The organism is Pseudoalteromonas rubra, from assembly GCF_005887095.1.
GTDB classification, from domain to species: Bacteria; Pseudomonadota; Gammaproteobacteria; order Enterobacterales; family Alteromonadaceae; genus Pseudoalteromonas; species Pseudoalteromonas rubra_E.
Genome location: NZ_PNCI01000008.1, coordinates 30,454 through 52,295, shown reverse-complemented (window position 1 = coordinate 52,295; position 21,842 = coordinate 30,454). Strand labels below are relative to the sequence as shown.

Here is a 21,842-nt window from a genome sequence, read left to right as displayed (position 1 = left end):
TTATGACGGCTCATGTTCAGGATGTGCTGACCTTTGTGCAGCAGCAGGCGCCATTTGGTCAGTTGGCCGACAGCGCGACGGAGTACTTTGTTGAACATCTGGAAGTCATCTACGTCAGCGCGCAGAATCAGGCACAGTGGTTCAAAAGCGATCTGCCTCAGCTGTATCTGGTACGCTCCGGTCATTTCGATCTGCGCTCCGAGAACGCGGAGCTGATCACCCGGTTAGCCGAAGGGGACTATTTTGGCTACCCTTCGTTGCTGACGGGTGAGCCGATCAGCAATCAACTGGAAGTGGTTCAAGCCGGGCTGGTGTATGTGTTGCCACAGGTGGCGTTTGATTTTCTGCGCCGAGAGTACAAACCTTTCGAGCAGTATTTTGTGCGTGCCCACGCCAAACGCTTATTGTCCAATCATTATAAAGAGTCGACGACTAGCTGGTCGGAGCGTCCGGTCAGTGGGCTGATGAGCCGGGCGGCGGTAACGCTGGATCCGCAGGCCAGTATTCAGGATGCTGCCAAAGTCATGAAGAAAAATCGGGTTTCTTCAATCATGGTGACGCAGGACAAGCAGCTCGTGGGGGTTGTGACTGACCGCGATTTGCGTAATCGGGTGCTGGCAGAAGGGGTCGATCCAGCCAGGGCGATCCGTGAGATCATGACGGTCAAACCTAAATATATTTTTGAGAACAACCGCATCTTTTCGGCACTTCACCTGATGCTGAAACATAATATTCATCACCTGCCGGTGCTCAACGAAGATCGCACCCCTATGGGTATGATCACCAGCACCGATCTTTTACGCCAGCAAAAAAGCGATCCGGTACAGTTAATTGGGCGGATCTATAAAGCACGCAGCTATAGTGAAGTGAAGCAACTAGCCAAGGAGATCCCGGATCTGTTGAGTGAGTTTGCCAATAAGATCGAAGATATTTCTTTGATAGGGCAGCTACTCAGTGGGTTGAGTGATGCTTTGACCGGGCGTTTGATCGACTTATACCAGCAGCAGCATGGTACTGCACCCACCCCATTTGCCTGGATCTGTTTCGGCTCTCAGGCTCGTGAAGAGCAAACCCTGCATTCCGATCAGGACAATGGCCTGTTGCTGCCCGAGGGTGTTACCGATGAGCAAAGAGCGTATTTTGCGCAGCTCGGATCGTTTGTATGTCAGCAGCTGGATGAATGCGGGATCCGCACTTGTCCGGGAAATATCATGGCGAGTAACCCGGCGTGTCGGGGCACACTCAGTGAATGGTGCGAGCGATTTACAACCTGGATCCATGAGCCGACACCCCAGGCCATGCTCAATTGTAAAATCTACTTTGACCTGCGATTTATCACGGGCTCTGATCTGCTATTCGGACAATTTTTGCATCACCTCAACGACATCCCAAAAAACCAGCTGTTTTATGCTGCCATGGCCGCTGATATCAACGTGAATACTGTCCCGATTGGCTTGTTTCATCAGTTTAAACTGCAGCAAGACAAGCATAAGCATAAATACCTGGATCTGAAAAAGCGCGGTGTTGTGATCATCAACGATATTGTTCGTCTTTACGCGCTTCAAGCTGGGATCAGCAAAGCCAATACGTTACAGCGCTTAAAGGCGCTGAAAGGACGCAAGCTACTCAGTGATGAGGATATTGCCAATTTACAGGACTGCTGGCGATTTTTGACTCAGCTGCGTTTACGCACTCAGATTGATCGAGAAGGATTACCTGAAAACTGCATCAATCCTGGCCATCTGGGCTCACTGGAGCGGCATCAACTCAAAGAGGCCTTTCAATTGGTCAAACAAGCCCAGCAGGCATGTGCGTTTAAATTTGCCAGGGGCAGCTTGTGAACTGGTTATCACGGTTGCGAAACTGGCATGCCTATCGCCAGTTGAGGTTGACAGAGGCCAATTTGGTGGTGCTGGATCTTGAATTAACTGGCCTGGATCCGAAACGCGATGAGATTGTCTCGGCTGCCTGGGTGGAGATCCGACAAGGCCGGATCACATTGAACTCAGCGCGGCACGTGGTTAACAAGGAGGTACATCAGTTGGGACAAAGTCCGGTGATCCATGGTGTCGATGAACAGGCATTGCAGCAGGGTGATACGTTACGGGCTATATTGCAGCAACTGGGCAGCTTGCTTGAACAGCGCGTTTTGGTCTGTCATAACGCTTTGCTCGACTGGGGGTTCATCAAGCGGGCATTTGTCCAACACGACATTGAGACGCGGCCAAAGCTAATCCTGGATACCATGCAGATAGAGCGGGATCGATTGCTCAGACAAGGACAAACGCTTACGGCAGATTGTTTAACCCTGTCCGCCTGTCGCCAGCGTTATGGGTTACCACACGCTTCTGAGCATCATGCGCTGAGCGATGCGCTGAGTACGGCTGAACTGTTATTGGCACAAAATAGTCAATTTGGCGGAGCCCATGGCGCGTTGGTTAGACAACTGACATAATTATTTTTGCATATCTCTTACACATTTTTGCCTGGTCGATTACAATAGCGCCATCTTAATACGGAAGACTTGGGATTTTTATTCGTGTGCCGCGTATCAAAGTCGGCGTGCCACGCAATTGCCCCAATTTTTCACAACGAGGTGGATCTTCAATTTAATGACTATCAAACTGGCAATAAATGGTTTTGGTCGTATTGGTCGCAATATAGTGCGGGCTCTGTATGAATCTGGTCGCCAGCGAGACATTCAAATCGTCGCGATAAATGAACTTGCCGATCCGCAAGGTATTGCCCATTTGCTCAAATACGATACTTCGCATGGGCGTTTTTCTTTCCCTGTTCACCTTGACGCACCTTACCTGACAGTCGGCGACGATAAAATCCAGCTGTTTAGCGAAGCAGATCCTAGCCATTTGCCCTGGCATGCCCTGGATGTTGATGTTGTTTTAGAGTGCACCGGGGTATTTCATTCCCGTTTTCATGCTCAATCGCATTTGCGCGCAGGGGCAAAGAAAGTGCTGTTTTCTCATCCCGCCGACGCAGATGTTGACGCAACCATAGTGTTTGGTATCAATGATCAAGAGCTTCTCCCTGAGCACACCATAGTATCTAATGGCTCTTGTACAACTAACTGTATTGTCCCTGTCATAAATGTGTTGGATGATGCTTTTGGCATAGGCTCTGGCACCATTACGACGATCCATGCATCAATGCATGATCAACAGGTGATCGATGCATATCATCCAGATCTTCGTCGTACCCGTGCGGCAAGCCAGTCTATTATTCCTGTAGATACCAAGCTGGCGAGAGGGATCGAGCGGATCCTGCCAAAATTTCATGGGTGTTTCGAAGCGATTGCCGTTCGGGTGCCAACCATTAATGTCACCGCGATGGATCTGAGTGTTACGCTAAACAGTGATGTGACTATTGAGCAGGTGAATAATGCATTACAACAGGCCGCCAGAGGCCCGTTGCAAGGGATACTGGACTACACTGAGGAGCCATTGGTCTCGGTGGATTTTAATCATGATCCACATTCCAGTATCATAGATGGTACCCAAACACGCGTCAGCCAGAAGCGGTTGGCGAAATTGTTGGTGTGGTGCGACAACGAGTGGGGATTTGCAAACCGTATGCTCGATACCGCAGCAGCAATGACACAAGTTAATTAAAAACCAAGTATCGTTCTTGAAGGAGATGTCAATGTCAGTCATTAAGATGGCGGATTTAGATTTAAACGGCAAACGCGTTCTGATCCGTGAAGATCTTAACGTACCGGTGAAAGAAGGCAAGGTTACATCAGATGCCCGTATCAGAGCGTCTTTACCTACCATCAAACTAGCCCTTGAAAAAGGTGCCAAGGTCATGGTGATGTCTCACCTGGGTCGCCCAACGGAAGGGGAATACGATGCGCAGTATTCATTGCAGCCAGTCGTAGATTACCTAAACGATGCACTTGAGCAAAACGTGCGCCTGGTAGATAACTATCTGGATGGCGTAGATATCGCAGATAACGAAGTTGTGGTTTTCGAAAACGTGCGCTTCAATGTGGGCGAGAAAAAGAACGATGAGGCCCTGTCGAAAAAGCTGGCAGCGTTGTGTGACGTCTATGTAATGGATGCATTTGGTACCGCACACCGTGCACAGGCATCGACACATGGTGTTGGTTTATTTGCCGAAGTGGCTTGTGCAGGTCCGCTACTGGCTGCTGAACTGGATGCGCTGGGCAAGGCCCTTGATAATCCGGCACGCCCTTTGGTTGCTATCGTTGGTGGTTCTAAAGTGTCGACTAAGCTGACGGTACTGGATTCATTATCAAAAGTGGTTGATCAGTTGGTCACCGGTGGTGGTATTGCGAATACCTTTATTGCCGCGGCAGGCAACCCTGTCGGTAAATCTTTGTACGAACCGGATCTGATTGCTGAAGCGAATAAGCTCAGCGAAGCGGCACGTGCAAATGACGGTGATATTCCTGTTCCCACTGATGTGGTTGTTGGTGACGAGTTCTCTGAATCTGCTGTGGCCGAAATCAAAGATGTGGCGGAAGTGCGCGACACAGATATGATCTTTGATATTGGTCCGGAGACTGCCAATACTCTGGCTAAAATTATTGCCAACGCGGGTACTGTGGTCTGGAATGGTCCGGTAGGCGTGTTCGAGTTTGACCAGTTTGGCAATGGTACTGAAGCGATTGCAAACGCAATTGCTAAGTCTGGCGCTTTCTCAATCGCTGGTGGTGGTGACACATTAGCTGCTATCGATAAGTATGGCGTAGCCGATGAAATTTCATATATCTCGACGGGTGGTGGTGCGTTTTTAGAGTTCCTTGAGGGGAAAAAACTGCCAGCAGTCGCTATGCTTGAACAAAGAGCGAAAGCTTAATCAGGCAAATTGCTGTGGCCTGTGCCACAGCATCATGTTTTCGGGCCGACGTATTGGTCCGGTTTTGGGACTCTCTCACATTTAACTCCCGAAACAAATTGAGTGTGTAGCACTTAACATCTATCCCGTTCAAATCGATGAGTATGAACGCTGAACCGACAATATCAGCCTCACTCATCAACAATTGGAGAAAGCACAATGGCTTTAATCAGTATGCGTCAATTGCTGGATCATGCCGCAGAGCATGGTTACGGCGTTCCTGCCTTTAACGTAAATAACCAAGAGCAAATGCGCGCTATCATGGAAGCGGCAGACAAAACCAACAGTCCGGTCATTGTTCAGGGTTCGGCAGGTGCGCGTAAGTACGCAGGGGCACCGTTTATTCGCCATATGATTTTGGCCGCAGTCGAAGAATGGCCACATATTCCGGTTGTTATGCATCAGGATCACGGCACGTCTCCGGGTGTGTGTCAGCGTTCAATCCAGCTTGGTTTTTCATCTGTCATGATGGACGGTTCTTTGCTGGAAGATGGCAAAACACCCTCAAGCTATGAGTATAATGTTGATGTAACACGTCGCACGGTTGATATGGCACACGCATGTGGCGTATCTGTGGAAGGCGAGCTGGGTGTACTGGGTTCACTGGAAACTGGTGAAGCAGGTGAGGAAGATGGTATTGGTGCGGTTGGTAAGCTCACGCACGATCAGCTATTGACTGACCCAGAAGAAGCGGCTGACTTTGTTAAGAAAACGGGTGTTGACGCATTGGCTATTGCCTGTGGTACATCACACGGCGCCTACAAGTTCACACGTCCACCAACAGGCGACATTCTGGCAATCAACCGTATCAAAGAGATCCACGCCCGTATCCCGAATACACACCTGGTAATGCACGGTTCCTCATCAGTGCCTCAGGAGTGGCTGGCAGTGATCAACGAGTTTGGCGGTGAGATCCCAGAAACTTATGGTGTGCCTGTTGAGCAGATCGTCGAAGGTATTAAGCACGGCGTACGCAAGGTAAATATTGATACCGACTTACGCTTGGCTGCAACCGGTGCTATCCGTCGTCACCTGGCGCATAACCCGAGCAATTTTGATCCTCGTAAGTATCTTGCTGAAGCAACCAAAGCCATGACAGAGATTTGTGTTGCACGCTACGAAGCGTTTGGTACAGCAGGCCAGGCGGGTCGTATCCAGCCTATCTCACTGGACGATATGCATCTGAAGTATCTGTCTGGCGAGCTGGCGCCACAGATCAAATAAATACTAACTATTTAAACCCGGTTAGTAGCAAATGCCGCAGCCTTTTTGACTGCGGCATTTTTGTATCTACAGCCTGTGTCGCTCAAGTCGTGTCATTCACTTCATCGCGTAACAATGTTGTTCTATGATCACGCTGGGATCAGGATTATACCTAGTCGTCAGTGTTGGGATCAGATCTTGACTAAGTTGGAGTCTAATCTGGATCCTGAGATCGAGATCTTACTAAGTGACGTCTGGGATCTGGGTTTATCTGGCATTGGAATAGATCTAAAATCAATGAGTTAGTAGGTTTGCCTGTGTGGATCCATCAATTTAGTTAGTAAAAAAATGATCCCTCGAGGATCCGCTTGGTATAAATTTGATCTCAGGCAATCCAGCTTAGAAAAACTCTGATCCGGCGGTACGTCACTTGATCTCTGAACTAGAGCGTCTAGCTTTAAAGGATACTCTATTTTGCTCACATTCTTTTTATTGGGGTCATAGTATGAAGAAATGCTATATGGCAGCCCTTATAGGCTGTTCGGCGCTAATAGTTTGTGCCCAAACACAAGCTGAAGAACTCAAAGTATACGGACGTGCACATTTGGGTGTGGAAAACAGTGATACTGGCAGTGGATCAGACACTTCGGTAGAAAGCTATGCCTCCAGAATGGGGATCAAAGGGAGTGCAGATATAGACACCGGGATCTCAGCTTTCTATAAGCTGGAATTTCAGGTCGAAATGTCTGAAAACGACAATGATGGTAAGTCAGAAGAGAACATCACGGCACGTTCGCAGTACGTTGGGATTAAAGGCCGGTTTGGTCAGCTCTTGCTGGGTCGGGACGACACGCCAATGAAGAAATCTCAGGGCAAAGTTGACCTGATGAATGATTTCACAGCAGATATTAAAAGCTTCTTTGTGGGTGAAAATCGCCTCGGCGACACTTTGCAATATACGACGCCGTCACTCAATCATCTGAAATTCACAGTCAGTTACATTGCAGAAGATAACAGTAAGCAAAATGGTGAAAGCGGGTTGTCTATGGCGGCAAGCTACGGCGACAGCAAGCTGAAAAAAACCGCTATCTACGCCAGTGTAGCCCGTGATGAAGAGGTCGCAGGTCAGGACATTACCCGTGTCACGGTTCAGGGTAAAGTGGCCAAGGTTACTTTGGGGGCCAGCTATCAGCAAAGCGAGGCGGTTGGTAGTAACGAGACCGTGGACAGTTATATGGCCAGCGCAGCACTCAAGCTTGATAACGGCTATAAGCTGCTGGCGCAGTACCAAAATTCTGACGGTGCATCGGGTAAGCTGAAAGATTCCGGTGATGCGGCATCTATTGGGGTTGAGAAGAGCCTGTCTAAACAAGCCAGGATGTATCTGTGGTATACCAAGATAGACCTGGACAACAACCCTGATCAGGACCATATGGCGTTGACGCTGCGGTACGACTTTTAGAATTTCTTGCTGGCTCTGCATCGGTAAGGCGGAGCCAGACATAGTTACCTGGCACTTTGCACTGCTGTGTCGGTCCAGGCAAAATGAGCAGTATAAGAAGGCTGGTCCAGGCTTGATGAGCCCAGTTTAGGGGTTTTTATGGTGATAAGACCCCAGCGCAATGTAAATGAACTTAAATGGCCTGTATGTCATGCCTTACGCATCTTTTACAGCAGCACAACTGCGTTTGTCTTTGTAGTTAGCTTGAAACAAACCTGACTAAACAAGGATTTAAACGATTTCTCGTTTGAGTTTAAGTATAATTGCAACGAAACTTACGTTTTTTCAGTGTCATAGCTTTATGATCGGTTGGCCCTATTTTTTTCCCAATTGTCATCTTTTATCACTTGGCATTTCATAAAACTGTCATACTTAGTCATAATAATGAAACCCACTTCGGTAACGTAAGAGATAAATGGGAATGTCACGTAAAGTACTGGTAGTTGATGACGAAGCACCGATCAGAGAAATGTTGGTGTTTGTGTTGGAACAAAATGGTTTTCAGGCCATTGAAGCTGAAGACTATGATTCTGCAATTGCAGCTATGGTTGAGCCTTATCCTGATATGGTGTTATTGGACTGGATGTTGCCAGGTGGCAGCGGAATTCAGATCGCCAAAAAGTTTAAACAAAGTGAATACACCAGACAAATTCCTATTATCATGCTGACAGCACGTGGTGAGGAAGAAGATAAGGTCAAAGGATTGGAAGTGGGTGCAGACGACTACGTTACTAAGCCTTTCTCTCCAAAAGAACTAATGGCACGGATCAAAGCGGTGATGCGTCGTGTATCACCAACGTCACTGGAAGAAGCCATTGAAGTGCATGGCTTACGCCTTGATCCAATTTCACACCGAGTAACCTCTGCCGGCAACGAGCTGGAAATGGGGCCGACGGAATTCAGATTACTTCACTTCTTTATGACACACCCTGAGCGTGTATACAGCCGTGAGCAGCTGTTAGATCATGTTTGGGGCACCAATGTGTATGTTGAAGATCGTACGGTAGACGTTCACATCCGTCGCCTGCGCAAAGCGATTGCACCACTGGGTCACGATCGTCTGGTACAAACAGTACGTGGTGCGGGTTATCGCTTCTCAAGTAAGCTGTAAAGCATCCGGCGCTATGGTAGGCTAGCCATGGCGCATTCTCTTTAGGATCATTTTGTATGTATAGGGTGATTGATAAACAGGCGTTATTGAAACGCCTGTTTTTGTATTTTCTGCCATTAACCCTGATTGGGATCTTATTAGGCGCACCGTTTGTCTTACTCTTTATCGGTGCCATGGTGCTGTTGATCTGGCATTACCAGCAGCTGTATCGGCTGAGCGACTGGTTGATCAATCAGCGCAGCTTTAACCCGCCTGAGGGATCGGGTGCCTGGGAGCAGATCTTTGAAGGGATCTATCAGTTACAACACCGCAATCGCAAAAAGCGAAATGAACTGGCGGAACTGATCCGACGTTTCCGTGAAGGTGCCGAAGCGGTGCCAGATGCCGTGATAGTGATGCAACAGGATCTCAGTATTGTCTGGTGTAACCAACTTGCACTTAAAGTGCTTGGTCTGCAATGGCCAACGGATCATGGCCAGCGTCTCGATAACCTGATCCGCGATCCTAAGTTCGTTAAATATATGCAGGCTCATGATTTTCATGATCCCCTGGAGATGGAGTCCGGGCATGGGGGTGAGCGCGTTTTAGAATTTCGAGTTATGCCTTACGCTGAGCAGTTAATGATGGTGGTGCGCGATATTTCCAGGCTGAAACAGCTTGAGCAGATGCGCAAAGACTTTGTTGCTAACGTGTCTCACGAACTGCGTACTCCTCTGACGGTGGTCACCGGTTATTTGGAGATGATGGAAGGCGATCAGATGCCGCCTCCGGCAATGTGGAACAAAGCGCATCACACTATGATAGAGCAGTGTAAGCGAATGGACAGTCTGGTTAATCAGCTACTCTCACTGTCTCGTATTGAAGGGCAGCGTAATCAGGACAACGACAAAGCGGTGAATGTGCCAGCCATGCTGACACTCATTCAGACCGAAGCGAATTCACTGAATCAGGACAAGCATCATGAGATTGAGTTTAGTGTCGACCAGGCACTGGACATCAAAGGATGTATTGATGAACTTCGCAGTGCCTTTTCCAATTTGGTGTTTAATGCCATTCATTACACTAAACCTGGTGGCAAAATCACGGTTAACTGGTACCTGGATGGCGAACGGCCACGCTTTTCTGTCATCGATAATGGCGATGGTATTGCACCTGAGCACATTAACAGACTTACTGAACGATTCTACCGGGTCGATAAGGCGCGCAGCCGTAAAACGGGTGGTTCAGGGTTAGGTCTGGCTATCACTAAACACGTCTTGTCTCGCCATGATTCACACCTGGAAATCGACAGCACACTTGGCAAGGGCTCGTGTTTCTCATTTGCCTTTGAAAAAGAAAAACGTATTTTTATGACAAATGCTGAAAGTCATAAAAGTTTCATTTGAGAGTAATTTTATTGTCATTTGTTTTCTGCACAATGTGCTCAGAAATTAAATGGGAAGAACAATTGGAGTGACCCCAATGAAATTTAAAAGCTTAGTTGCCGCAATGGGTGTGGCTGTAACAACACTGGTATCTGCTCAAGCCTCTGCACTTGATAAGAATCTACCTGAGTACAACAAAACCAGCGGTATCTCAGGTAACTTTTCATCTGTGGGCTCTGACACGCTGGCTAACATGATGACGTTCTGGGCAGAAGAATACAAACGTATTTACCCTAACGTAAACATTCAAATTCAGGCAGCAGGTTCTTCTACAGCGCCACCGGCTCTGACAGAAGCAACAGCAAACTTCGGCCCTATGAGCCGTAAGATGAAGTCGAAAGAAATCGAAGCGTTTGAAAAGCGCTATGGTTACAAGCCAACTGAAGTACGCGTTGCTATCGATGCACTGGCTGTCTTTGTACACAAAGATAACCCAATTCAGGGTCTGCGTATCGATCAGGTGGATGCGATTTTCTCATCAACACGTAAATGTGGTGCTTCTGAACAGGTTGAGCGCTGGAGCGACTTAGGCCTGTCTGGTGACTGGGGTAGCAAAGACATACAGCTGTATGGTCGTAACTCAGTATCAGGTACTTACGGTTACTTTAAAAAGAAAGCCCTGTGTAAAGGTGACTTCCGTAACAACGTGAATGAACAGCCAGGTTCAGCCTCTGTAGTACAGTCAATCTCCTCATCAGTGAATGCGATTGGTTACTCGGGCATTGGTTACAAGACATCAGGTGTGCGTACTGTACCACTGTCTAAGAAAGGCGATAACTTTGTTGATGCGACTTTAGACAACGTTGCAAAGGGCAAATACCCGCTGTCTCGTTTCCTATACCTTTACGTGAACAAGCACCCGAACAAGCCGCTTTCTCCAATTGAAGCAGAGTTCCTGAAAATGGTGCTGTCGAAAGAAGGTCAGAAGATCGTAGAAAAAGATGGGTATGTACCACTTTCAAGCCAGCTTGCAAGTAAAGAACTTAAGAAGCTAGGCCTGCTATAGGCATTGCATGGAAAGAAAAAACCGCTCACTGAGCGGTTTTTTTATGCCTGTTTTTCGACAAAAATAATGATACCAATTTGCTTAATTAAGTGTTCTATTTTGAGGCGAGAAAATATGGTCGATAACAAGGCAAAAATTTTGCTATTTAGTTGTTCTAAATGAGAAATTTTTAACGCCGTTAGCGTCATATTTGCTCCTTCAAATTGAACAGGTATTAAGTGTAATTGGTATGATTAATACAGCGTGCTATTGCGCTGCTGCTGAGTGAGTTGCTCAGCCTGTGCTTTGCATTGATTAAAGGACTCGATGCAACCATCGCTGCACACCTGCATAGCCAGAGACTGAGGGTTAGCACGTTGCTCACAACTTTGCTCACATTGATAGTTTTGCTGTGCGCACTGATTCAGTTCTGGGGAGTTAGTATTGCTACAGCCTGCCAGTAACAAGGCAATCATTGATATCTGTGGTTTCATGAAACAAGTCCTGCAAGAGAGTATTTAAAGTGAGGATCCCGCGTAAGCTCACAAGGTGATACCGGGGATCCTATTCATTGTTATGCTTCAGTTAGGACCTGGATATTGTCGATTAGTCTCACCTTATTCAGGTAAGCGGCAGCCAGGATCACAAACTCACTGTCTTCCAGTGTAGCAGGTTTTAGGCTGTCTCTTTGGGCGATAGAAAAGTAATCGGGTGTCAGGCCAGCTGCTTCGAGTGTCGAGCTGGCGCCTTGCTCCAGTGCTGCGAAATCTCGGGCTCCCTCTGCCAGCTGTTGAGCTGTGTCATTGAGAGTTTGATAGAGTACTTTTGCGGTGTCTTTTTCTTGCTCCGACAGGTAGCCATTGCGAGAGCTCATGGCTAAACCTGAGATCTCTCGCTGAGTTGGTACTCCGATGATTTCAATGGGCATGGATAAGTCACGCACCATGGTTTTTATCACCTGAAGCTGCTGGTAGTCTTTTTCACCAAAGCAGGCAAAGTCAGGTTGAACCAGGTTAAAGAGTTTGGTCACAACTGTGGCCACTCCTCTGAAATGACCGCTGCGGCTACCACCGCAATAGCCCTCGGATACACCTGGCACATCCACGTAACTTTGTGTTGCAAGGCCGTTTGGATAGATGACGTCAACACTGGGCGTGAAGACAATGTCGGTGTCCAGCTCGGCCAGTCCTTGTTTGTCCTGCGTCAGCGTGCGTGGGTATTTATCTAAATCTTCATTGGCTCCAAATTGCATCGGATTGACAAAAATACTGACCACGACTTTGTCGGCCAGTGTTTTGGCTTTTTCTACCAGTGAAAAATGTCCCTGATGCAGATTGCCCATGGTGGGCACAAATGCAATGCTCTGACCTTGTTGTCGCCAGGCTTTAATTTGACTGCGCAGAGATTTGATTTCTGTAATTGATTGCATTAGTTAAACTCATGTTCCTGAGAGGGAAATGCACCACTTTTAACATCAGTGCAGAACTTTTCGACCGCAGCGGGCATATTGCCTGTCTCTGCGAGGAAGTTTTTCGAGAACTTAGGAATATAGCCAGCTGAAATTCCAACTAAATCATGCATAACCAAAATCTGACCATCGGTGTCTTTACCTGCACCTATACCAATCACTGGGATAGTCAGCGCTTCGCTGATGCGTTTGGCCAGTGCTGATGGGATACATTCTATGACCAGTAACTGAGCGCCTGCCTGCTCCAGCGCAATGGCATCAGCGACCATTTTTTCTGCCTGGGCTTCTTCACGGCCCTGGATCTTGAAACCACCAAAGACGTTCACCGATTGCGGAGTCAGACCTAAATGACCACACACTGGAATGCCTTGTTGTGTCAAAAGTCGAATCGAGTCTAGCAGCCATTCACCGCCTTCCAGTTTGACCATATTAGCGCCAGAACGCATGAGCACTGCTGCGTTCTCGCACGCTTGTGCCGGGTTGGCATAACTCATAAAGGGCATATCGGCCACCACAAACAACTCTTTGCTACCGGCACGCACACAGCGCGTATGATATGCAATATCCGCTGTGGTTACAGCCAGGGTATCTTCGCCACCTTGCAGCACCATGCCCAGAGAATCGCCAACCAGAATGACGTCAACGCCGCTGTCATGGAACAGCTTTGCAAAGCTGGCATCGTATGCAGTGAGTGCTGTGATTTTGGTTCCTTCACGTTTTTTCTTGGCCAATGTTGAAACGGTTACTTTAGCCATATTTCCCCCTTTGTGATCAATTCAAAGCTGAGCGTAGTGTGTCGCCCAGATCTTACTATGCAATCGATTTAGTCATGCGATATTGGGCGATAGCGGTCAGCCCATTTCGTGGCAGTGAAGTGGCAATATCTGCCAGCAACAGCCCATTTGGTAAGGTGAGTTCGGGTGCAATTTCTAGCAGTGGAAAGACCACAAACTCGCGTTCACACAAGCCGTAATGCGGCACGATTAATCGCTGTGTGTCTATCTGTTCATCGTTGTATAGCAGGATATCTAAATCTAATGTACGCGGCCCCCAGCGCTCTGCTTTTCGGACCCGGCCATGCTGCAGTTCAATCTGCTGTAGCAGATCGAGCACTTCTATGGCGGGCAGGTCCGTCATAAGTTTAGCAACGGCATTGACATAATCAGGCTGGTCCTGTGGACCCATAGGCTTTGAGGCATAAAAGCTTGATACGCTTGCCAGCGTGAATGATGAGGATGCACTCAGCGCATCCATCGCATTGCGTAACTGTGCCTCAGGGGCGTTCAGATTTGCCCCTAATCCAATATAAACTGTGTTCATGATTCTGGGTTTGGTTTTCTACGCGGTTTATTTCTGGGGCGACGGCGGCGTCTTTCCGAGCCACCAGAGCGTTGACCCAGTGCCTTCACCATCTCTTTTTGTCCATTGACGTCCTGTTGCAAATAATCAGTCCACCAGTGTGCCAGCTCCTGCTGGTCGGTTTCGCCACTTTCTACCCGCAACAGCAAGAAGTCATAACCGGCTTTAAATCTCGGTTGCAGACTAAGACGGTAAGCGCGCTGGCCACCGCGTTTATCGAGACGTTGCTGGATATGCCAGATATCTCTCGCACCCAGCGTAAAGCGTTTTGGAACGGCAATGTGGCGGGCGTTTTCTGCCAGAACCTGGCTGATGGCCTGCATAAAGGCATCATACTCGTTCATGCCCTCGGCTATTAATGCATTACTGCGGTCTCGTAGCGGGAACCATAGCAGTGCTGCATAGATAAAGGCCGGAGTGACTTTCTTATCGGCGTTAATTCGCTCATCTGTATTGGCAAACATTTTTTGGATAAATGTGCTTTCAAACTCACTGTCTGCATTGTCCAAAATCGTATCAACAGCCGGGAAAAGTTGTTTAAACAGGCCATATTTTCTGAGCATCAGGAAGTTAGCTTCAGCCTTACCACCTAAAAAGAGCTTCAGTGTTTCCTCAAACAAGCGTGCCGGTGGAATATTACTCAGCAGAGGGGCGAGTGCTTCAATTGGCGCTTCGGTTGGACCAGCAATGGTCATATCTAACTTAGTGGCGAAGCGCACGGCACGCAGCATACGTACCGGATCTTCTCTATAACGGGTTTCAGGGTCGCCAATCAGTTCAATTTTACGTTGCTCAATGGCTGCAATACCACCGGCAAAGTCCCGGATACTGAAGTCGTTAATCGAGTAGTAAAGTGCATTGATAGAAAAGTCACGACGCTGTGCATCTTCTTCAATGGTGCCATAGACGTTGTCGCGCAGCAGCTGGCCCTGATCGCTTGACTGGCTGGTTGGATCCGGGTTGTCCTGTGCCTGGTGGTGTCCACGCATGGTTGCCACTTCGATGATTTCACGACCAAAAACGATATGGGCGAGTCTGAAGCGGCGGCCGATTAGCCGACAATTGCGAAATAACTTTTTGACTTGCTCAGGTGTGGCGTTGGTAACAACATCGAAATCTTTGGGTTCAATGCCTAACAAGATATCACGAATACAACCACCCACCAGATAGGCGTCATAGCCACCATCTTTAAGTCGGTACAAAACTTTGATTGCATTGGGGCTAAATTGTTTGCGCGAGATAGCATGTTCACTACGTGGTATTAACGCAGGTGTAGCACTACATGTCACGGTTCCTACCGGATCCTTGCCTTTAACTATCTGACGGCAAAGTTTTATAATTTTGGAAATAATAACCACTCTCCTAACGACCCTGAACAATCCAAATTGCGTGCAATAAAGCGTGCATAATGCACCTATATTCACCATACGGCCATAGAACTTGTTTTAGTTTGTATAGTGTAGGCGAATTAACGAGGCCCGCTATCATATACTCAAATGGGGTCAAATTGAAGGAGCGGAGACGTATTCATGATTAAAAATCCGACATTAGATCGACAGTCAAGGCAGACACGAAACGATGGGGGTGGGCTCAGGCCGTTAACCCAGTGAAATCATAGTGTCCGTCGGCTTGCAGCGAGACCTGAATTTCACGGTGGCGTGGTAAGGCACGCAGTGAAAAATGCTGTTCAGCCCAGTGCAGAATATTGTTCACCGAATCACCATGTAACTCACTGGGAACAGGCAGGCCCAAAAAACCAAGTGCAGCACACAACGCAGGCTGTGGCTTGGTCGTGTTGATGGCGGGCGCATGGTTTTGCTTTGACAGTTTAAACCCCGGTTGTGCCACTGCTAACGACACATGTGCGTATTCTGGGGCCTGGTAACCCAGCTGGCTAAACAGGCTTATCTGACGAGCCGTCGGTTCCAGTAAATCGGAACCACGTACGACACGCGTAATTTGCTGCTCAATGTCGTCAACCACCACGACCAATTGATAGGCAAACAGGCCATCCCGACGTTTTACAATATAGTCTTCTTCGGCCAAAGAAGCAGGCAGATTGACTTGCCCCTGCAACAGGTCGTCAAATGAATACACTGGCTGGGTTTGTATTAGTCTGAGGGCATTGCCGTCGGGTGCAATATGGCGGTCCCGACAATGATTGTCATAAAACCCACCACGTTGCTTGAGTGCCTTGCGGGTACAGCTACACGGGTAAGTGAGTCCGGCATTGTTAAGCTGAGCTAAGATATCTCGATATAACGCATGACGCTGGCTTTGATAGACGACTTCGCCGTCCCAATGCAAACCATATGCTTCTAGGGTTCTGAGGATCTCGTCCGCGGCACCTGGGACAACTCTGGGTGTGTCTATGTCTTCCATTCTTACCAGCCATTGGCCCAGATTGATTTTGGCGTCCAGGTAACTGGCAAGGGCGGCTATCAGAGAGCCGAAATGAAGAGCACCGGAGGGAGAGGGAGCAAATCGACCACGATAGCTCCCAGACAGATAATCGCTATTAAACTGGGGTAGCATAGCTAAGACGAGCGTGTGTTAGCCTCGACCTTGTTGTTTTTCTTTTATTTCAGCAATTGATTTACAGTCTACGCATAAGTCCGCAGTCGGGCGGGCTTCCAGGCGGCGAATGCCAATTTCAATGCCACAAGAATCACAATAACCGAAATCATCGTCTTCGATCAGTTGTAGTGTTTTTTCAATTTTCTTGATCAGCTTACGTTCGCGGTCTCGGGTACGTAGTTCCAGAGAGAACTCTTCTTCCTGTGCCGCACGGTCAACTGGATCAGGGAAGTTTGCCGCTTCATCTTGCATGTGGTTTTTGGTGCGGTCAACTTCGTTACGAAGATCGCTACGCCACGCTTCCAGTAATTTTTTGAAATGCGCACGCTGTGCGTCATTCATATATTCTTCACCCGGCTTTTCCTGATAAGGTTCTAAACCGGCTTGAGCCAACAACCCTAGTTTTTTCTGGTCTGGCATAGCATTCTCCTAAATCCTTAATAAACAACCCCAGCTAACGCCGGCGGCTATAGATAGCAAAATCTTTACCCCTTGGCAAACACTTTTTGCTTGTAAGACCACTCCCGGTTAGAAGGTATGATCGGCATCACAAAGTCTCGATTGACGGGGGTCACACTGACATTTGCAGCTATATGGAGGCAAATTTTTCACTTTCAAGCTTAATACTCATTATACTGCACTATTTATGCCCCAAGATCACTGTAACTGTGGCGTTCATTTCAATCCGGGCTGAAGGGGAGGGCCTGAGTCAGGTTGACCTCCTGCGTTGATACCTCGGCCCGGTAGGCGTAAATTTCTACCCCTTGTTGCAATGCCTCTGCAATCAGTAAGGCGTACTTATTGTCGATGTGTGCAGCCGGTTTTACACTGTGGATGCCATTGTGCATGACCACAAATAGTAAGACTGCGCGCATGCCTTGTTGTCGCATCTGGATCAGCTCACGCAGATGCTTTTGTCCCCGGGCTGTCTGGGCATCCGGAAAATAACCTTGTTCATTGTCCAGCAAAGTGACTGATTTTACTTCAATATAGCAGTCAGGCTTGTTGTCATCCTGGAGCAAAATGTCGATGCGGCTGTTTTCTGTGCCGTACTTTACTTCGCTGCGTAGTGTCTGATACCCCGTTAACTCCGAAACACCGTCACGCTCGATGGCTTCAATAGCCACCTTATTGGCCATTGCCGTATTGACACAGATCAGTGCACCGTTCTGGTTGGCCGTCAGTTCCAGCGAGTGAGGATATTTGCGTTTCGGGTTGTCACTGGTTGAGTAATATGCGCTGAAGCCGGGATCGGCGCAGCCGGTCATTTTACCTGTGTTTGCACAATGTACGGTGAACTCCCGTTGTGTGTCGTCTTGCAAGTCAACCAAAAAGCGTTTGTAGCGTTTAAGCAAGGTGGCTTTGGCCAGTGGGGCGTGAAACTTCATAGATTAATCGCATTCGTTTGGGGCATTTTGCCCGCTAGTGTACACTGCAAGTTACTAATAAGCGCAAGAGTGAAATCATATATGGCTGACAAATTTATTGTTCGACTGACGGATCAGGCCCCGGCTGCACATTGGGGTGGCAATGCGACTTTATCGTACGATCAGGATGGTGCCCTGGTGCATCTGAGCGAACACGACACACTAAAGACTATTCAAAAAGCGGGCCGCAGTGTGGCTCAGCAAGGGATCCTGGCTGTTGAATTACAGGGGGATGCCTGGTGCACTGAATCTCAGTGGGCATTTTATCAGGGCTTTGTAAGCCCGAAACAACTTGATGGTGTGACCTTCTGTGACAACGCACAGTCGGACCTGGCTGAGTTGCAGGCGCTGAAAACCGCTGCTATCTGGACCCGTCAGATGATCAATGGCACGGCTGAAGACATCTATCCTGAAAGCCTCGCGGGTAAAGCGGCTGAATTCATTCAGTCTCTGGCGCCTGAGCATGTGAGCTACCAAATCATTAAGGGCAACGCGCTGCTTGAGCATCAATGGATTGGGATCCATGAAGTGGGCCGTGGTAGTGAACGCCCACCTGTGCTACTGGAACTGGATTTCAACCCGACGGGTGACGAAGACGCACCGGTTGCCGCAGCCCTGGTAGGTAAAGGGATCACCTTTGACTCGGGCGGTTACTCAATTAAGCCCAGCGAGGGCATGCTGACCATGAAATGCGACATGGGTGGTGCAGCGACAGTAACCGCGGGTCTGGCCATTGCTATTCAGCGTGGTATCGACAAGCGTATCAAATTGTTCCTGTGTTGTGCTGAAAACTTGATTTCAGGCCATGCGTACAAGCTGGGTGATATTCTGACTTATAAAAATGGCACCACAGTTGAAATCGTCAACACTGATGCAGAGGGACGTCTGGTTCTGGCTGATGGCCTGATGGCTGCCGGCGAAACAGGTGCACCTTTGATCATCGATGCAGCAACACTGACAGGCGCGGCGCTGGTTGCGGTCGGTCAGGAGTACAATGCACTATTTGGCCTGGACAAAGAGCTGGTCAATGACGTACAGCAGTTTGCTCAGGAAGAGTTTGAGGCGGCCTGGCCGTTACCATTAGAAAAGTGGCATCAGAATAACTGTCCATCTGCGTATGCAGACACGGCCAATAGCCGAGCGCAAAAAGGTGGTGGTTTTGGTGGTGCCTCGAATGCAGCAGGCTTCCTGTCTCGCTTTGTGCCAAACGAAGGACAGGGCTGGGTGCATATCGACCTGGCGGCATCATTCCAGAATAATGCCGGCTCACAGTGGGCATCAGGCGCTACGACATTGGGCATGCGCACGGTTGCACGTACCCTGCAAGCGAAAGCCTGATAATCAGAGTAAGCAATAAAAAAAGCCCCGTTACGGGGCTTTTTTTATGACAGTAAGGCGGCGGCCAGGCGGACAAAGTCTGACGAGGTTAAAATACCCAGTAGTTTGCCCTTGTCGTCGGTCACCGGCATGCAGCCATGACGATTATCAACAAAAAACCGTACCACTTCTTGCAGGCTCTGTTGTGGCTGTACACTGGCAAAGTCGGTTGCCATGACTTCAGCAACCTGCTGTTGCTTTTCTTTGCGCTCCAGCGCGTTGGTGCCATAGGTGGCAATGATCCCCATGACTTTTGCGATCATGATCTTCTGTGTCAGCATACCAACCAGCATGCCATCGTCGTCTATCACAGGGATATGGCGAATGTTTTTCTCGCGCATCAGGTTGTGCGCATCGTTGAGTGTATTGGTTTTACTGACGGCCAGTGGATCGGGCGTCATTAAATCGGCTACTGTGGTTAACATAAGCACTTCCTTAAGCGAACATAATATCTTGCTTAAGTCTAGCCGACACTGGGTGTCAGTGAATGGTGCCAGATCAATTTTGTCTGGTTTTTACTCTGAAGTTTATTCTGAGGTTTGGGCTGAGTGTTTGACGGCAGCCAGTTGAATGTATTTGTGTTCAACCAGTTGTGACAGCGGAACCAGTTCAATGCCTTCGGTTGCCAGCTCGCTCAGTGCAGTGGCAAGAAATGCCCGGGTCTGTGGGTAGGGGTGCGCTATCCCGATGGCGTAGCCTTGCTGGTGGGCTAATGCCTTGAGCTGATCAAACTGCCTGCGCAATGCATCCGGATGAGTCTGATTGTCTAAAAACACATGGCGGGCGACATTGGCCACGCCATACAGGTTTGCCACATGCTGGGCCTGACTGAGCTCTGTAGTGCGGCTATCCAGAAAATACAGGCCACGTTTTTTCAGTAATTCCATGGTCCATTTCATCGGCTCAACGTATTGAGTTAATGCCGAGCCCATATGATTGTTCACCCCTTTGACCTGAGGCAGGGTAGCCAGGGCATGCCCCAGCGTGGTTTGCAGTTGCCATTTGCGCATATCCAGTGTCAGGGCGCCCGGCCCAAGGGCTTTGTCTTCCAAAGCCTGCATAGGAATGTGAAGCAACAGTTCACGGCGCTTGTGAGTGGCCTGGTAAGCAAAGCGTTGTGAAAATGGGGTATGCGGTAAAATGGCGTAACTCAGTTGGCCGGGCAAATCCAGCAGTTCTAAATCACGTTCGTGGTTTCCAATGTCATCAATGACGATGGCAACCTGGTTGCCATAGCTTGGTGCCGCACAGAGAAAAAGCACCACAAAGCCTAATATAAGTAAGCGCACTATCCTGAATTATTGTTGTAAATTATGGTTTTGTAATAGTTGTTCCGCTTCTTGCCAATGCTTATCAAGGTTGGCAATAAAGGTCTGTCTGATCTTTTTTTCACCAGCCATTATAGCGTCTTTGTCGAGTTCTAACAGTACTTGTTTGCTAAAAACCACATCTGGCTGGATCCCGGTGCCTTCGATAGATTGGCCCGAGGGAGTAAAATAGCGTGCTGTCGTCAGTTTCAGTGCTGTGGTGCCGTTACCTATGGGAATGAGCGACTGTACGGAGCCTTTGCCATAAGAGCGGTTACCCAGTATGAGAGCCCGACTGTTGTCTTGCAGTGCACCGGCGAGTATCTCAGCTGCTGATGCCGACTGCTCATTGATAAGCACCAACATGGGCGCACCGTTGAGTATATCGCCCTGGGCTGCAAAAAAGCGTTGGTTTGCATCGTAAAAACGACCCCGGGTACTGACAATAGTGCCGCTTTGTAAAAACAGATCTGAAATGGCGACGGCGCTGTTTAGTGTACCCCCTGGGTTGTCTCTTAAGTCGACAATGAGTCCTTTGAGCGGCTCACCCAGATGGCTGTTGAGCATACTGATGTGCCGGGCAAAATCATGATAACTATGATTGTTAAAGCTACTTAGCAGGATATAGCCAATGCCCCCGGACAACAGCTGGCTGGACACGCTGTGAAGCGTGATCTCTTGCCGCCTCAGGGCCAGTGTGACTTCTGCATTGGCGCGCTTTACGGTGAGCTGAATCGTCGAGAACTGTGCTTCACGCAGTAATTTTGAGACCTCAGCAATAGATTTTCTTTTTACATCATGAGTATTGATGGCCAGCAGCTTATCACCCCCTTCAATACCGGCTGCTTCCGCGGGTGAGCCGGGCAGAGTATCCACAATCACAACGCCGTCTTCGACTTCTTCTACTTCGATCCCGAGTCCGGTATAGCGACCATTGGCAGCGCTGAACAGGGCTTCAAGCTCATGTTCATCAAGGTACTTTGAATAGTCATCTAGCTGGGTAAGTAGCTCGCCAAAGTTGTCTTTTTTAACATGGCTGAGCGGCAAGTCTTCAACATAGTAAGTATGAATATGATACAGGATCTCATCAATTTGCTCGCTGGAAAGCTGTTTGGCGCTGAGTGGCAGGCACAATAAGCTGAGCATCAGGCCAAGCGTAATCAGCCATTGCCACAGTTGGTTGTTATTTGGTTGAACACATGGAGTCATCATATGCTGCTCCTCATTG

Annotated in this window: 22 protein-coding genes; 10 read left to right on the top strand and 12 right to left on the bottom strand. The window is 48.5% G+C overall.

The genetic code is table 11. The features are described 5' to 3' along the window. The first annotated feature begins 2 nt into the window (after positions 1-2). From CWB99_RS03625 to CWB99_RS03585, 9 genes are all read left to right on the top strand, one after another. Positions 3-1,841, top strand: coding sequence for a DUF294 nucleotidyltransferase-like domain-containing protein (locus CWB99_RS03625; protein WP_138550652.1), 1,839 nt, complete (start codon positions 3-5; stop codon positions 1,839-1,841). Beyond that, a complete protein-coding gene (locus CWB99_RS03620) occupies positions 1,838-2,455 on the top strand; it encodes a 3'-5' exonuclease (protein WP_138550651.1) in 618 nt (205 codons plus the stop codon). The genes CWB99_RS03625 and CWB99_RS03620 overlap by 4 nt, the downstream gene beginning before the upstream one ends. Positions 2,456-2,612: 157 nt before the next feature. Next, positions 2,613-3,626: an erythrose-4-phosphate dehydrogenase gene (gene epd / locus CWB99_RS03615; protein ID WP_138550650.1), complete on the top strand. Its 1,014-nt coding sequence runs from the start codon at positions 2,613-2,615 to the stop codon at positions 3,624-3,626. A gap of 31 nt (positions 3,627-3,657) precedes the next feature. Beyond that, positions 3,658-4,836, top strand: a complete 1,179-nt coding sequence (locus CWB99_RS03610; protein WP_138550649.1) for a phosphoglycerate kinase — start codon at positions 3,658-3,660, stop codon at positions 4,834-4,836. A gap of 198 nt (positions 4,837-5,034) precedes the next feature. Next, positions 5,035-6,099, top strand: coding sequence for a class II fructose-bisphosphate aldolase (gene fba, locus CWB99_RS03605; protein WP_054014697.1), 1,065 nt, complete (start codon positions 5,035-5,037; stop codon positions 6,097-6,099). 499 nt (positions 6,100-6,598) lie between these two features. Further along, entirely contained in the window at positions 6,599-7,540 is a 942-nt protein-coding gene (locus CWB99_RS03600) for a porin (RefSeq protein WP_249331654.1), read from the top strand. Positions 7,541-8,000: 460 nt separating this feature from the next. Continuing rightward, complete coding sequence (gene phoB / locus CWB99_RS03595; RefSeq protein WP_010383464.1) at positions 8,001-8,690, top strand: phosphate regulon transcriptional regulator PhoB; 690 nt, start codon at positions 8,001-8,003, stop codon at positions 8,688-8,690. A gap of 56 nt (positions 8,691-8,746) precedes the next feature. After that, entirely contained in the window at positions 8,747-10,075 is a 1,329-nt protein-coding gene (gene phoR, locus CWB99_RS03590) for a phosphate regulon sensor histidine kinase PhoR (protein ID WP_138550647.1), read from the top strand. 76 nt (positions 10,076-10,151) lie between these two features. Next, on the top strand, positions 10,152-11,120 hold the full coding sequence (locus tag CWB99_RS03585; protein WP_010383461.1) for a PstS family phosphate ABC transporter substrate-binding protein: 969 nt from the start codon (positions 10,152-10,154) through the stop codon (positions 11,118-11,120). A 41-nt stretch (positions 11,121-11,161) separates the two neighbouring features. Here CWB99_RS03585 and CWB99_RS23965 read toward each other — a convergent pair whose 3' ends face one another. From CWB99_RS23965 to sfsA, 9 genes are all read right to left on the bottom strand, one after another. Beyond that, complete coding sequence (locus tag CWB99_RS23965; RefSeq protein WP_171045250.1) at positions 11,162-11,308, bottom strand: hypothetical protein; 147 nt, start codon at positions 11,306-11,308, stop codon at positions 11,162-11,164. Positions 11,309-11,353: 45 nt separating this feature from the next. After that, positions 11,354-11,593 carry a hypothetical protein gene (locus CWB99_RS03580; protein WP_138551396.1) on the bottom strand — a complete coding sequence of 80 codons (240 nt, stop codon included), beginning with the start codon at positions 11,591-11,593 and terminating at the stop codon, positions 11,354-11,356. An 80-nt stretch (positions 11,594-11,673) separates the two neighbouring features. Beyond that, a complete protein-coding gene (gene panC / locus CWB99_RS03575) occupies positions 11,674-12,528 on the bottom strand; it encodes a pantoate--beta-alanine ligase (protein WP_138551395.1) in 855 nt (284 codons plus the stop codon). Continuing rightward, positions 12,528-13,322 (bottom strand): 3-methyl-2-oxobutanoate hydroxymethyltransferase, encoded by a 795-nt coding sequence (gene panB / locus CWB99_RS03570; RefSeq protein WP_138551394.1) that lies wholly within the window; start codon positions 13,320-13,322, stop codon positions 12,528-12,530. The genes panC and panB overlap by 1 nt, the downstream gene beginning before the upstream one ends. 55 nt (positions 13,323-13,377) lie before the next feature. Beyond that, on the bottom strand, positions 13,378-13,887 hold the full coding sequence (gene folK / locus CWB99_RS03565) for a 2-amino-4-hydroxy-6-hydroxymethyldihydropteridine diphosphokinase (RefSeq protein ID WP_138551393.1): 510 nt from the start codon (positions 13,885-13,887) through the stop codon (positions 13,378-13,380). Continuing rightward, positions 13,884-15,215 carry a polynucleotide adenylyltransferase PcnB gene (gene pcnB / locus CWB99_RS03560; RefSeq protein WP_138551392.1) on the bottom strand — a complete coding sequence of 444 codons (1,332 nt, stop codon included), beginning with the start codon at positions 15,213-15,215 and terminating at the stop codon, positions 13,884-13,886. The genes folK and pcnB overlap by 4 nt, the downstream gene beginning before the upstream one ends. Before the next feature lie 301 nt (positions 15,216-15,516). Then, positions 15,517-16,461: a tRNA glutamyl-Q(34) synthetase GluQRS gene (gluQRS, locus tag CWB99_RS03555; protein WP_138551391.1), complete on the bottom strand. Its 945-nt coding sequence runs from the start codon at positions 16,459-16,461 to the stop codon at positions 15,517-15,519. An 18-nt stretch (positions 16,462-16,479) separates the two neighbouring features. Beyond that, entirely contained in the window at positions 16,480-16,923 is a 444-nt protein-coding gene (dksA, locus tag CWB99_RS03550) for an RNA polymerase-binding protein DksA (protein WP_054014689.1), read from the bottom strand. 260 nt (positions 16,924-17,183) lie between these two features. Beyond that, positions 17,184-17,891 carry a DNA/RNA nuclease SfsA gene (gene sfsA / locus CWB99_RS03545; protein ID WP_138551390.1) on the bottom strand — a complete coding sequence of 236 codons (708 nt, stop codon included), beginning with the start codon at positions 17,889-17,891 and terminating at the stop codon, positions 17,184-17,186. A gap of 81 nt (positions 17,892-17,972) precedes the next feature. Here sfsA and pepB point away from each other — a divergent pair, with 81 nt between their 5' ends. Further along, positions 17,973-19,268, top strand: a complete 1,296-nt coding sequence (pepB, locus tag CWB99_RS03540) for an aminopeptidase PepB (protein ID WP_138551389.1) — start codon at positions 17,973-17,975, stop codon at positions 19,266-19,268. 44 nt (positions 19,269-19,312) lie between these two features. Here pepB and CWB99_RS03535 read toward each other — a convergent pair whose 3' ends face one another. The 3 genes from CWB99_RS03535 to CWB99_RS03525 form a co-directional block, all read right to left on the bottom strand. Continuing rightward, positions 19,313-19,732, bottom strand: coding sequence for a CBS domain-containing protein (locus CWB99_RS03535; protein WP_138551388.1), 420 nt, complete (start codon positions 19,730-19,732; stop codon positions 19,313-19,315). Positions 19,733-19,834: 102 nt separating this feature from the next. After that, the gene (locus tag CWB99_RS03530; RefSeq protein ID WP_171045262.1) at positions 19,835-20,584 is read right to left on the bottom strand and encodes a divergent polysaccharide deacetylase family protein; all 750 of its coding nucleotides are present in this window, start codon (positions 20,582-20,584) and stop codon (positions 19,835-19,837) included. Positions 20,585-20,605: 21 nt separating this feature from the next. Beyond that, positions 20,606-21,826, bottom strand: coding sequence for a S41 family peptidase (locus CWB99_RS03525; protein ID WP_138551386.1), 1,221 nt, complete (start codon positions 21,824-21,826; stop codon positions 20,606-20,608). Between the last annotated feature and the right edge of the window lie 16 nt (positions 21,827-21,842).